The 13,317-nt window shown below is 52.9% G+C and carries 11 protein-coding genes and 2 tRNA genes; 8 read left to right on the forward strand and 5 right to left on the reverse strand.

Translation table 11 applies throughout. The features are described from left to right. Positions 1 to 10: 10 nt before the first annotated feature. On the reverse strand, positions 11 to 835 hold the full coding sequence (locus MED297_RS16640; protein ID WP_083779475.1) for a carbohydrate ABC transporter permease: 825 nt from the start codon (positions 833 to 835) through the stop codon (positions 11 to 13). Positions 836 to 1,128: 293 nt separating this feature from the next. Here MED297_RS16640 and glpK point away from each other — a divergent pair, with 293 nt between their 5' ends. Continuing rightward, the gene (gene glpK / locus MED297_RS16645) at positions 1,129 to 2,628 is read left to right on the forward strand and encodes a glycerol kinase GlpK (RefSeq protein WP_040557474.1); all 1,500 of its coding nucleotides are present in this window, start codon (positions 1,129 to 1,131) and stop codon (positions 2,626 to 2,628) included. A gap of 164 nt (positions 2,629 to 2,792) precedes the next feature. Next, positions 2,793 to 4,835 carry a methyl-accepting chemotaxis protein gene (locus MED297_RS16650; protein ID WP_161599312.1) on the forward strand — a complete coding sequence of 681 codons (2,043 nt, stop codon included), beginning with the start codon at positions 2,793 to 2,795 and terminating at the stop codon, positions 4,833 to 4,835. Positions 4,836 to 4,869: 34 nt separating this feature from the next. On the opposite strand, the gene MED297_RS16655 is transcribed toward MED297_RS16650, so the two are convergent. Then, entirely contained in the window at positions 4,870 to 5,319 is a 450-nt protein-coding gene (locus MED297_RS16655; RefSeq protein ID WP_008047007.1) for a dCMP deaminase family protein, read from the reverse strand. Between the two features lie 125 nt (positions 5,320 to 5,444). Between MED297_RS16655 and MED297_RS16660 the strand changes: the two genes are divergently transcribed. Continuing rightward, positions 5,445 to 5,888, forward strand: coding sequence for a cyclic nucleotide-binding domain-containing protein (locus MED297_RS16660; RefSeq protein ID WP_008047008.1), 444 nt, complete (start codon positions 5,445 to 5,447; stop codon positions 5,886 to 5,888). Positions 5,889 to 5,934: 46 nt separating this feature from the next. Here MED297_RS16660 and MED297_RS16665 read toward each other — a convergent pair. Then, positions 5,935 to 6,010 (reverse strand) — tRNA-Glu (locus tag MED297_RS16665). 25 nt (positions 6,011 to 6,035) lie between these two features. Next, positions 6,036 to 6,111 (reverse strand) — tRNA-Glu (locus MED297_RS16670). A gap of 153 nt (positions 6,112 to 6,264) precedes the next feature. Here MED297_RS16670 and MED297_RS16675 point away from each other — a divergent pair. Together MED297_RS16675 and MED297_RS16680 are read left to right on the forward strand one after the other, a co-directional pair. Further along, on the forward strand, positions 6,265 to 7,572 hold the full coding sequence (locus tag MED297_RS16675) for a M48 family metalloprotease (RefSeq protein WP_040557475.1): 1,308 nt from the start codon (positions 6,265 to 6,267) through the stop codon (positions 7,570 to 7,572). Next, entirely contained in the window at positions 7,569 to 7,964 is a 396-nt protein-coding gene (locus tag MED297_RS16680) for a YbaN family protein (RefSeq protein WP_008047010.1), read from the forward strand. The genes MED297_RS16675 and MED297_RS16680 overlap by 4 nt, the downstream gene beginning before the upstream one ends. Positions 7,965 to 8,005: 41 nt before the next feature. Here MED297_RS16680 and MED297_RS16685 read toward each other — a convergent pair whose 3' ends face one another. Beyond that, a complete protein-coding gene (locus MED297_RS16685; RefSeq protein WP_008047011.1) occupies positions 8,006 to 8,908 on the reverse strand; it encodes an OmpA/MotB family protein in 903 nt (300 codons plus the stop codon). 89 nt (positions 8,909 to 8,997) lie between these two features. Here MED297_RS16685 and MED297_RS22155 point away from each other — a divergent pair, with 89 nt between their 5' ends. From MED297_RS22155 to MED297_RS16695, 3 genes are all read left to right on the forward strand, one after another. After that, positions 8,998 to 9,156, forward strand: a complete 159-nt coding sequence (locus MED297_RS22155) for a hypothetical protein (protein ID WP_008047012.1) — start codon at positions 8,998 to 9,000, stop codon at positions 9,154 to 9,156. Next, positions 9,153 to 10,808: an AMP-binding protein gene (locus MED297_RS16690; protein WP_008047013.1), complete on the forward strand. Its 1,656-nt coding sequence runs from the start codon at positions 9,153 to 9,155 to the stop codon at positions 10,806 to 10,808. The genes MED297_RS22155 and MED297_RS16690 overlap by 4 nt, the downstream gene beginning before the upstream one ends. 156 nt (positions 10,809 to 10,964) lie before the next feature. Then, positions 10,965 to 13,304, forward strand: a complete 2,340-nt coding sequence (locus MED297_RS16695) for a glycoside hydrolase family 31 protein (protein ID WP_161599313.1) — start codon at positions 10,965 to 10,967, stop codon at positions 13,302 to 13,304. Positions 13,305 to 13,317 lie beyond the last annotated feature (13 nt).

Consider the following 13,317-nt stretch of genomic DNA (forward strand, 5'->3'; position numbering starts at 1 on the left):
GACTCCTCCGTTATCGTTCTTGCTGCAGCATGCGCCACAGGAAAAAGGCGATGTACACCAGCATGATCAGGAACAGAACGGTGGCAATAGCCGCACCGTAGCCCATGCGGTAGTTGAAGATCGCCTGCTCATACATGAAGTAGGCGAGAACGGATGAGCTGCCATACGGGCCGCCGGACGTCATAGACGCGACCAGATCAAAAGAGCGCAACGCTCCGATAATAGTGACGACAATGGCAATGAAGGTTGCCGGTCGTAGCTGTGGAAGAATGACGTGCCACAACATGGTCCAGCCTTTGGCGCCATCCATACGGGCGGCTTCAATCTGTTCTGGGCTGAGGTTATTCAAGCCGGTCAGGAATAGAATCATGGTGTAGGCCACCTGTGGCCAGAGGCCGGCAGCGATGATGCCGTAAGTGACCAGAGCTTCATCCGCCAATACCGGCAGTGGACCTGCGCCAAACAGAGCAAGAATGTCCTGCAGCAAACCATAGCCCGGATCGTAAAACCAGGCGAAGACAATCCCGACGATGACCTGAGAAATCACAAATGGAAAGAAGAACAGGGATTTAACGGCACGAATGCCCAGCACCTGTTGGTTCAGAAACAGGGCGATGCCCAGGCCAAACGGAACCGCCAGCATGAAGAACAGTAACCACAGTATGTTGTTCCAGAGACTTGTCCAGAACTGGGGGTCGTAATAGAGGTCGACATAGTTTTGAAAACCGATGAAAACCTTATCACCAATGCCGTCCCATTGGTAAAAACTCATGGAAATTGATTGGATGATCGGAAGGATCACATAGACAAGAAATAAGGCCAGGGCAGGAGCCATGAAAAGCCATGGTACGGCCCGCTGAGACCAGGTTTGGGTATAGTTTTTCTGCACTTTTTTGCCCTGTATTTGTTGGATTTATGTAGGCTTTGGGCCATTATGGTTTTGCTTGGTAACGTTTTCAAGTGTTTCGTTTAAAAAAGCATTTTTCGACAAGTTTAGCGTGGGTTAATCAAAGTGCCCGAAAGACGATGGTTGTCTTATTGTCCGGCGCGTTCAGTCGTGGACGATGTGACCCCGGCCCATTAGGATGGGCGGATATTCCAAGAATAATCACAACAATGGAGGCCACCATGAGCGATCTGATCATGGCGATTGATCAGGGAACCACCAGTTCCCGTGCAATTCTGTTTAACCTGAATGGAGACGTGCAGTTCAGTGCCCAGGAAGAGTTTCGCCAGATCTTCCCCAAGAATGGCTGGGTCGAACACGATCCGGAAGACATCTGGAACACGACTCTGTCTGTGTGCAAAGAAGTGTTGTCGCAGGTGGACGTAAGCCGGGTGCGTGGGATTGGGATCACCAATCAGCGTGAAACGACCATCGTTTGGGATAAAGAAACCGGTGAGCCGGTGTGCAACGCCATTGTCTGGCAGGATCGTCGGACCTCGGATTTTTGTCAGCGTCAGAAAAAAGACGGCATTGAAGCCATCGTAACCCGCAAGACCGGGCTGTTAATGGACCCTTATTTCTCCGGCAGTAAACTCCGTTGGATTCTGAAGCATGTGTCCGGCGCCAGAGAGAAAGCCGAAAAGGGGCAACTGTTGTTTGGAACGGTCGACAGCTTCCTGTTGTGGCGCCTGACCAACGGTACCGTGCATGCGACTGATGCTACCAATGCCTCCCGAACGTTGATGTTCAACATCAGTACACAACAGTGGGATCCGGAACTGTTGCAGCTATTTGGCGTACCTGAGTCCATGCTGCCGGAAGTTCGGGACAGTGCAGACAATTTCGGGACAACCGACGCTCAATGGTTCGATGCTGAGATCCCGATTGCGGGTATCGCGGGTGACCAGCATGCTGCGCTCTTCGGACAGGCCTGCTTTGAACCGGGCATGGTAAAAAGTACCTATGGCACCGGTTGTTTTATGATGGTGAATACCGGCGACTCGCCGCTCAAGTCGACGAACAAGTTGTTGACGACGGTTGGCTATCGCTTAAACGGTAAAACCACCTATGCCCTGGAAGGCAGTATTTTTATGGCCGGGGCCACGATGCAGTGGCTGCGCGATGGGATCGGGCTGCTGAAACATGCTTCGGAATCTTCGTCGATGGCCGAAGAGATAGGGCAACAGCAATCGGTTTATCTGGTTCCGGCATTTACCGGGCTGGGTGCGCCTTATTGGAACCCGGATGCACGCGGTGCCATTGTAGGAATGACACGCGATACCGGCCCGTCAGCCATCGTGACTGCCGGCCTTCAGAGTGTGGGTTATCAGACACGAGATCTCATCGAAGCCATGAAGCGCGATGGCGTACCAGCGCTTAAAGGCATTCGTGTTGATGGCGGTATGGTTGTCAATGATTGGGCGATGCAGTTCATGTCTGACATTGTCAATCATCAGGTCGATCGGCCCGCAGTGACTGAAACAACAGCCATGGGTGTGGCATTCCTTGCCGGCTTACAGTTGGGATTGTATGAATCGATTGCCGATATTCAGCACATCTGGCAGCTGGAAAAAACCTTCGAACCCAGTATGTCGACCATGACCGCCGAGAAGCTGTATATCGGTTGGCAGAGGGCCGTGCGTGGCGTCGAAGTGGTCTCAGGGCATGATTCCAATCGATGATTATCTGCAGGTAATGAGACCTGTTCTGATGCAGATCAGGCCTCTGTTGACCTCCTTCTAAAGTTTTTTCGACGAGTGCAGCTATAGTTACTATACGTGTCGGACTCGGAAGCTAACCGAGTCCGACCGACTCGATGCCATTACATAACGAGAAGGGCCTGCCGATGAAAAATGGTCTCCGCCTGACGGTCGCCGCAAGGTTGTACGTCGGATTTGCCGCAGTGTGTCTGGGGGTGTTGCTCATTACCGCTGTTAGTCTGAGTTCCATGCAAACCATTCAATATCGACTCGATATTATTGTTGATGATGTTGCTCCTGCCGAAGAGGCTGTCGCCGGGCTTCAAGTGGAATCTGTGAACCTGGCAAGACTGGTTTCTAATTTTTTTAACGAACGGGATGTCGATGCACTGGAGCGGATTCAGGCCGATTACGAGTCGGCGAAACGTCTATACAGAACACACGGTGAACGCGTAACTGCTCAGCTGTCACGTATCGAGTATGACGGAATCGAACAGGTGGCGGAGCAGTTGCAGGCAATGGAGGCATCGCTTAATGAGCTGTTAGAAACCGTCGAAACCAGCATGGCTGCCTATCAACGAAATCTGAATGACTTGCAACTCATTGAACAAAAGCGCCAGGAAGTTATAGAACTGAATGAACAGTTGTCCGTCGCGCTCGATATCTTTGTGCGGGAATCTTTCGATCCTGCCGCCAAAGAGCTGGCCTATGAGACCAAAAGCCTGGTTGAGCGTGGCGGCAGTTTGGCATTGCAGATGACGTTCGCCAGTAATCTGAGTGATTTTCAGGCGGCACAGGAGTTGTTTCGGGAGTTCTCGGACGATTATGGAGCGCTGGGCTTTCGCATGCTTGGTTTTGCCCGCAACGATGCGTTTTTCCAGGAGAACATGCAGGAAGTCGCCTCGCTGACGTCCACATTGGTTGAGGCGGTGACTGTTAGTGATGGTATCGGGCCGATACAGAACCAATATCTCCAGTTGAGGGCGTCGTTAAGCTCTCGATTAGAAGAGATTCAACAACAGCTCAACTCCAATGTCAGTTCGCTGAATGATATCGCGGCACAGATGACCCTGGTCTCACGCAATGCTTCGGATGAGGCTCACGACAGTCGGGAAACGGCACAATTGACCCTGATTGCCTCCGTGCTCATTATTATTCTGGTCAGTGTGGGCATCAGTGTTCTGGTGGTGCAGTCCATCCGTCGTCCACTGAAAAAGCTGCGCAGTTTTATTCAGAAGGTTGGGCACGGTGACCTGACCACTACGATGGATCGCTATGGTAATGACGAAATTGGCGACATCAGTCGCGCCATGGATCAATTGGTCGGTGAGCTGCGTGAAGTGGTCTTGGACATTGCCGCGCAATCGCAACGCGTGAACGATGTAGCCAATCGGACCAGCGAACTGGCCGAGCAGACTCAGGTGAAAACCGGTCAGCAACAGCAGGAAGTCGCTCAGTCCGTTCATTCCATCGGTGAAATGTCGGAATCGATCAAGGAAGTGGCCCGAACGGCAGAACACACCAGTCAGGAAATGCAGGCCGGCGAAGCCGAAGCAGGAAAGATCAATCAGGGCATTTCACAGACCGTTTCGTCGATTGCTGATCTGAATAGCCGTATGCAGGGGGCCGTCGACGTGATTCATAATCTGGATCAGGGCGTTGCCAGCATTGAAAGCATTCTTGAAACCATCCAGAACATTGCCGAACAGACCAATCTATTGGCCCTGAACGCCGCCATTGAAGCGGCTCGGGCTGGCGAACAGGGTCGCGGCTTCGCCGTCGTCGCCGATGAGGTTCGTACCCTGGCTAACCGGACGCAATCGTCGACTGAAGAAATTCGTGCGAAGATTGACAGCATTCAGGGTCAGTCGACTGAAGCGGTATCGACCATTTCTTTATCGCGAGATACCACAGAAAACGTCGCCAAAACGGCGCAGGACTCTGGGGATAAGTTCAACGCCTTTATGACCCAGATGCAGAGTCTCAGTTCAGCCAATGTCTCCATTGCTGCCGCTGCAGAAGAGCAGAGCGCGACGACTGAGGAGATGAGCCGATTGATGCAGGCCATTGGTGAGCTGACAACGGAAACCACTCAAATTGTGCAGCAGGTGGCCGACGGTGTGCATTCGCTCAGCAGTGTCGCCACCGACCTTGATAAGGCGGTTCATCGTTTCAGAACGGGGCCGTAACCAAGGCGGGCAGCTTCACCGGGGCTGCCTGATTCTACAGGTGCTCCAGGTCGGCCAGCGGCAACCAATCGATGGTAACGCCGGCCTGAGCGAGCATGTCCTCACTGATTTTGATTTTTTCACCCCAGCGCGACAAAAAGTCCTCAGATTGCTCCGGACAGTGTACGGTGCTGATGCCGGTTTGAATGATCTTGGCCGCACAGTTCGGGCAGGGAAAGTGGGTGACCCAGATGTCGCAATCGTCCAGATTCCGTTTTGCAAACAGAATGGCATTTTCTTCTGCGTGCAGGGTTTTTAAGAGCTTCATCTCCCGATCGTCGGTCTCGGCGCTGTCCGATATCCCATGGGGGTAGCCGTTAAAGCCGAGTGACACAATGCGGTTTTGTTCAGTAATGACGGCGCCGACCTGGGTCGAGGGGTCTTTGCTCCAGGAGCTGACCAGTTTGGCCATCTGATAAAAGCGTACGGACCATTTGGAAATCATGTAGGGACCACCCGGTAAAAAAGTCGGGGTATTGTGTTCGAGGGTGTGCACTTGCGCAACCGTTCACTGATGTTGTCTTTCGACTGGGCTATGCTCAATGGGATGTCTTCTGAGGATCTGCAAACATGAAGCGGACACATCAACTGCCGTCCAGCCGGCTGTTAACCCTGATGGATCAAATCCCGTTTTTTAACCGCATTACACTTGATGAACGAGAGCAGATTATCCGGTCCGCGCAGATTTTTGTGGCCGATCCCGGGGAGCCAGTCATCGAGAAAGGCGCTAAGGACACCTGTTTTTATGTGCTACTGAGCGGCAGTGTGCGCGTTGAACTAGAGCCGGGTGGTCGGTTGCTGGCGGAACTGACACCCGGAGACATCTTTGGTGAAATCGGTTTTGTGTTGAACACGCCGCGGACGAGTTACGTAACCGCCTCACGAATGTGTGCATTACTCAGAGTGGATCAGACACTACTGAACCGACTGGCCGTCAGTGCGCGAGAAAAGATTAAAGATCAGATTATCTTGAAACTGGCGACAACGATCGAACGTCTGAATGAAGACAGCTAAAACGTCGAACCGGGCAAATCTCACCGATTGGTGAGCGAAGAGAAAGTGGCATCCCGTAGGGGACTCGAACCCCTGTTACCGCCGTGAAAGGGCGGTGTCCTAGGCCACTAGACGAACGGGACGCATAGGTGTGACATCAGCAGAAAGTGGCATCCCGTAGGGGACTCGAACCCCTGTTACCGCCGTGAAAGGGCGGTGTCCTAGGCCACTAGACGAACGGGACACATCGCTCATGTCGAAAGCGGGGCGCATATTACCATTCAGATCGATGAATGCAATATTTTTTCGAAAATATTCAGTGACTTATGATTCCCGGTATACTTTTTCTCTACCACTGGTATGTTGAAAAAACGGCCTTAAAAAGGGAGCGAAGAACGTGGAAAGACGAGATTTTTTGTGGTTTACCGGACTGGCGGCTGGGGCTGTTGTGGTACCGCCCGCATTGTCTGGCTGTGCGTACGATCCGGTCACCGGTGAGTCGGTGTTTTCCCTGGTCAGTGAAGAGCAGGAAATTGAGATCGATCGACAGCAGAGCCCGCATCAGTTTTCGGCGGACTATGGCGCCAACGACGATACCCGATTAAATCGATACGTCTCTCAGGTTGGGGCTGCGATCACCCGAACCAGTCATCGCCCCCAAATGCCTTACAGTTTTCGGGTGCTTGATGCTAATCATGTTAATGCCTACACCTTTCCTGGCGGCAGTATGGCTGTGACTCGTGGAATTTTGGTGGAGCTCGACTCCGAAGCCGAGCTGGCGGCCTTGTTGGGACATGAAATTGGACATGTGAACGCCCGGCACTCGGCCGAACGAGCGACAAAAGGGCTTTTGGCGCAGGCTGCTGTTGGTTTGGCGGCTGGTGCTGTGAGCAACGAAAATGCTCAGTCGCTGGTCGCCGGCGTTGGTGCCATCAGCGCCACGGCCCTGTTGGCCAAGTACAGCCGCAACAATGAGCGCGAAGCTGACCGCTTGGGTCTCGACTATGCCGTGGCTGCCGGTGCCAATCCCAAGGGGATGATTGAGCTCATGGCGATGCTGAATACTTTGCACGACGCACAGCCTGGCGCTTTGCAGATTATGTTCTCGAGCCATCCCATGAGTGCTGAACGTGTCGCCAATGCCCGTGAGCAGGTGCAGACGGTTTATCAGAATCAACAAGGTCGCGACTTAGGCCGGGAGCGGTATATGGATTACACCGCGGCGCTGCGAAAAGAGCGAACGCTCATTAAAACGCTGGCCAATGCTGACCTGGCTGTCTCTGCGGGTGAGTTTCAACAAGCTGATCAAGCGTTAGACCAGGCGCGTCGGATTCGGGACGATGATTATGCGCTGTGGATCATCTCAGCGAAATCGAACATGGGGCAGGGGCGGTCTCGATCTGCAGTGGCCGATTTGCAGAAAGCTCAGACATTGAAACCAACCGAAGCATTACCCCTTTACATGCTCGGCGCCAATTATCTTGATGTCGGTGAGCCAGATGCTGCACTGTCCGCTTATCGTCAATATCAGTTGAAACTGCCCGGCAACCCGATGGTCGATTTTTTTATCGGCTACAGTTACGAGCAAATGGGGCAACAGCCCCCGGCTGCTGAGGCTTATCGCACGTTCTTGCAGCAGGTTCAGCAGGGCGAACAGGCCGAACATGCTTATCGTCAGTTGCTGGCCTGGGGTTATCTGTCTTGACCCGATTGACTCATGCGCTGGTGTTTGTGGGTGGCTGGATCGCTTTTGGGCTCGGCGCGGTGGGCGTCGTAATACCGGTGTTGCCCACCACACCGTTCATGCTGCTGGCAGCCGCCTGTTTCGCGAAAACGTCTCCCCGGTTCCACCAATGGCTGATTCACAGTCGCCTGTTTGGTTCTTTAATCCGCAACTGGGAGACCGGGCGGTATATTGAAAAAACGGCGAAACGACGAGCGCTGGCTATCGTGGCGTTGACCTTTGGACTGTCAATTGTCGTTGTCGATCCGAACGCTTTAAAAGCTCTGTTAGCCGCACTGTGGCTGACCTGTTCGGTAATCATTGGGCGCCTGCCGACTCAGCCAGAGCCTCCAAGCGCCCGGAAGTCGGACTGAGCGAAGCCGTTCATCAGAATCGTACCGGCAAGCGTCCGGGGTTATTGAATCTGTACCTCGATCCGGCGGTTTACGGACCAGTCTTCTTCGTTAGCACCGTCACGGACCGGCTGATTGGCGGCACGTCCGGAAGCCAGCAAGCGATGATCAGAAACGCCCTGATCGATCAGAAACGTCACCACGCGACTGGCGCGGGCGGAACTCAGTTCCCAGTTGGTTGGGTAAGTTTGAGCAAGATCCGAGACGATGGGTCGTGCATCCGCGTGTCCGATGACCTGAACCCGTCGGTCCGGGTGCTGCTTCAGCACTTCGGATAACGACGTTAAAACAGTCTCAGCGTCGTTTGCCAGGTCCAGATTTGTATTGGCAAACAACAGTGTTAACGGGATATTGATCAGAGTCGTACCGTCGGCCGCTGTCGTGATGCTGATGTCTCTGTCATACGAACTCAATTGCGCGGCAAGTTCTGTGGATAACTCCGTTGATACGGATGCCTGAGTTGCTGACGTTTGTCGCAGCGCCCGTTGTTGATTGTGGATCGTTACTCTGGCTTGCTCCAGACTCTGTTGGGCGGTCTTTAACTCCTGATCCAGAGTTTGAATACGGCTGCGGGCTGTTGCCAGTTGTTGCTGGGCCTGTCGGGCCGTTTCAGCCGACGATTGTTGTTGTTGGCTGAGGGTTTTCAGCTCACCCTGGAGCTGTTGGATAATGCTTGCCAGTTCCGTCTGTTGTCCGGTCATCTCATCGAGACGGGCAAACTGAGTGGACTTCAATTGACGTTGTTGCGTCAGCTGGTCATTCAACTCGGTAATCGTTTGTGCCTGTTCGGCCAGCTCTGCGTTTTTATCGTTATGGCTCTGATAAAGCAGGATATTGACCAGAAGAGAGACGATTAACGTACTTATTGAAAATATCAGGGCTTGAGGGGCACTAATGCGAGTCAAAACGTGGGAGTTCTCATGGTTTCGCGATCGCTTAAGTATGAACCTTTGCCTGGAGTTCGACAATCGACTTCGGCGGTCAGGATTATGTAATGAATTTCATTCTTATTTCAAAAATCGTGCAAAGGTCGGAGAAAGCAGTTGCAGAACCCCAAACCTTGGTCAACTATAAAATGGCAATGTCTGTGCTGGCCCTAGTGGCTGAGCGAGACATCAAAAAAACAACTACAAGAAAAATGGACAAATTATGACCTACCCAACACCACTGGAAGCATTGCTGCGTCATACCAAAAATCATCCGGATCGACCTTTTTTGCATCAGCCGGTGAATCGAAAGCTTTTAATAACCACCTGGAAACAGGCCGAGACTCAAGCCCGGCAGGTCGCGACCGGACTGGTGTCGCTCGGATTAACCAAGGGCGATAAGGTGGCCATTCTGGCGAAGAACTCCGCCGAATGGTTCATCACCGATTGGGCCATCATGATGGCCGGTATGATCAGCGTTCCGATCTACGCCACGGCAGGTGAGAAAACCATTCGCTATATTCTTGAGCACAGTGAAGCGAAAGCGGTTTTTGTCGGCAAACTGGACGATAAGGCGGCCGCTTCGGCCGTGCTGACTGGTGAACTCCCGGTCATAGCCTATCCATACGACACCGTATCGGCACAACATCAGTGGCGCGATTGGATTCGTGATATGGAACCCATGGAGCACATCTATGCGCCAACGCTGGATGAAACCATGAGTATTGTCTACACATCCGGCAGTACCGGAAACCCGAAAGGTGTGGTCCTGACGTATCTTAATTATGCCTCCGTCAGTGATACCCATGCCCGATCTTTTGAGGCGTCCGGTGAAGACCGAATGGTTTCTTATCTGCCCTTGGCGCACATTACCGAACGCGGGGTTGTTGAAGGCCCTGGTTTGTATGCCGGTGCCTCATTTTATTTTGTCGAGTCGCTCGACACCTTTGTTGATGATTTGAAAGTGGCACAACCGACCTTGTTCGTCTCGGTGCCACGGCTCTGGACGCGCTTTCAGACGGGTGTGTTCGAAAAAATGCCGGCTCAGAAACTGTCTCGTCTCTTAAAGATTCCGGTTCTCGGCAAGCTCGTCGCCCGAAAGATTCGCAAAGGCTTGGGTATTGATGCTGCCCGCCTGTATGGGTCCGGTTCCGCGCCAATATCGCCCAGCATTCTGCAATGGTACCGAACCATTGGGATTGATATCTGCGAAGGGTGGGGCATGTCTGAAACAACAGGTTTGTCCTGTACGAACATGCCGTTTGATCCGGAACTGATTGGCACCATTGGACGACCCTGTGATTGCGTGGAGATGAAGCTGTCCGATCAGGGTGAGATTCTGATCCGTGGCGACGCGGTTTTTAAACAGTACTATAAAAATCCGGAAGCCACTGAAGCGTCCTTTGTGGATGGCTGGTTTCGTACCGGTGACAAAGCTCAGTTGCTGAACAACGGGGCGTTTAAGATCATTGGTCGTGTTAAGGAAGAGTTTAAAACCGGCAAAGGCAAGTACGTTGCACCGGTACCGATTGAATCGGCGTTAGCATCGAATCCGGATATCGAACAGATCTGTGTGATGGGATCCGGACGTAAACAGCCGGTCGCTGTGGTTGTGTTGGCGGAACATCTGATGCATTCAGACAAAGCCTTATTGCGCCCATCGTTGGAGACAACGTTGCACGAAGTGAATGCCGGGCTGGAAAGCCACCAAAAGCTCGACTGTCTTATCGTGGCTCAAGACAGCTGGACCATCGAAAATGAGTTTTTGACGCCGACGTTGAAAATCCGACGGGCAGCTGTTGAAGATCGCTACAATCGCATCGCTCAGGCGGCTGAAGGCCAAGCCGTGATTTGGGAAGACGAAGTCAAACTGGGCTGATTCTCAGGAGAGCCGGTGTTGTCGCCGGTTCTCCACCTTCTTCTGTACCAACTCAGAAAACCTTGCTCGCAATCAACCTTACAGTGATTCCGCCTTTGGCTGGGGAACACGGTGGTTTAGCATGCTTGTCAACTATACAACTCGTTGATGTTTATCATGACCGAACTCCAAAAGCACTCCAGTCTGGCGGTACAACCTGAGCTGGTTCTGGGTCAGGGGCGGCCTGTCCAGAAACGGATTGACGATTTTGGTGTGCCCATTTCCTCCGGGTTATCGACCCGGTTGCAACATGATCATTATCCCATTCTGGCGCAACAGATTGCGGCCGATACGATGCGGGTCTGCATCGGTTCGCCCGTCGCGCGATCCTTCGCCTTGTTGAGTCAACCAGAGCCCCTGAAACGGATTGAAGAGGCAAACCTGATTGAATGGTCATGGCTGCCCGACGCGCACTGGCAGGTGGCCGTGCACCGGCATCGGCAAGGCTTGCGCACGTCCCGGGGGCTTTATCAGGACTCTGAACAGTGGGTTCATCTTTATCTGGCCTTTCCCGATGCCTGGCCTGTCTATGGGTTAGGTGAAAAAACCGGTGAGTTAAACAAGCAGGGAAAACGATGGCGTTTCTGGAACTCGGATGTATTTGACCCGCATACCGAAGCCACCGATGCGCTTTATCAATCCATTCCTTTTATGTTGATGAAAACTGATCAGGGTTGGATGGGGTTGCTGTTGGATAATCCCGGCGAAACGGTCATCGATTTTACTTTTACAGACGAGGTGTGCCTGTCAGCGGCGTCGGGTGCCTTGGATTTGTATGTGTTTTCCGGAGAAACCGCAGCTGAAGTGATCGAAGCTTATACCCGGCTGACCGGTCGTCCGTTCTTACCACCAAAGTGGGCATTGGGTTATCACCAGTCCCGACACAGTTATGAAAGTGATGCGGAAGTCCGGAATATTGTGAACGGGTTTAAAACCCATGATCTGCCCCTGGACGCGTTGTATCTGGATATTCTCTATATGGATGGGTATCGGGTGTTTACCTTTGATCCAGAGCGATTTGGTAAAGCGCCGGAGCTGATTGATGATCTTGCTGAGCAGGGCGTCCGTGTCGTGCCGATTGTTGATCCGGGTGTGAAAGTGGATCCTCAGTATCGTGTTTATCAGCAGGGCGTACAAAGCGGTGCTTTTGTGCTCAATGCCGATCAGACTCTATGGAAAGGGCAGGTCTGGCCGGGCGAATCGGTTTGGCCGGATTTTTTCCAAGCTGACGTCTGTCATTGGTGGCAGGACCTGCATCGGTATTTTACCGATATGGGGGTCCAGGGAATCTGGAACGACATGAATGAACCGGCGGTTTTCAACGACCGCATGACCATGGACGATGATGCTAAACACAGCATCGATGGTGAATGGGTCGATCACGCATGTGTGCACAACGCTTATGGGTTGTTGATGTCACAAGCGACGGCCAATGCCATTGTCGAGCAGACCGGGCAACGCCCCTTTGTCTTGACCCGAGCCGGGTATGCCGGTATTCAGCGCAGCGCCGCGGTCTGGACCGGAGACAATCGATCGTCCTGGGAGCATCTGAGCCTCAGTGTACCGATGTTGCTGAACCTCGGACTCTCCGGGGTCGCCTTTGCTGGTGCCGACATCGGAGGGTTTATGGACGACACCCGTCCTGAGCTCTTTACCCGTTGGATGCAACTTGGGTGTTTTTATCCGTTTATGCGCAATCATTGTTCCATTGGTATGCGAGCACAGGAGCCCTGGACGTTTGACGAACCCACACTGGCACGCGTTCGCCATGCGATGCATCGGCGTTACAAGCTTTTGCCATATCTTTACCAGTTGATGCGTGATGCCAATGAGACCGGTGAACCGGTCATGCGTCCTCAGTTTTGGTATGACTCAGACGCCGCCGCAGGCAATATCAGTGATCAGTTTTTTATCGGTTCCCAAATGCTGGTGGCGCCTATTTTGAGAGAAGCAACGTTGGCGCGTGCCGTAAGGTTGCCCGATCAGGGAAACTGGTTTTCTGTGCAGGAAAACCGGTTGGTAGAAGGAAACTATCATTTGGCTGAAACCGGCCTGGATGACATTCCTCTTTATTTAAGAGCCGGGAGTATCCTGCCGTTGGCGCCTTATCGTGCTTCCACTGCGCGTCCGTTAAAAGAGTTACGGTTGCTCGTAGTTGATGGTGCTCAGGAGGGTCGGTTGTTGTATCGGGATGATGACGGTTTGACCTCAACGGTCGAAGGCAATCGTTATGCTCGACTGACCTTTGGATATCGTCGCGCTTCGGATCGGATCGAATGTCACCTGACGGTTGATGCCACCCACTATCAGCCGCAGTGGCAACAGGTCACGTTGGGCGTGCCAGAAAGCTGGCGGGGGATTCCAGTTCAGGTGAATGGTCAGGAGCACAAAGGCCGATTCACTGTGGACGGCCTTCGTTGCCGGGTGGTTTACATCGCTCCGGGAGATTGGCTCTGAGGTAAGCAGGACT

This window comes from Reinekea blandensis MED297 (assembly GCF_000153185.1).
In the GTDB taxonomy this organism is placed as follows: Bacteria; Pseudomonadota; Gammaproteobacteria; order Pseudomonadales; family Natronospirillaceae; genus Reinekea; species Reinekea blandensis.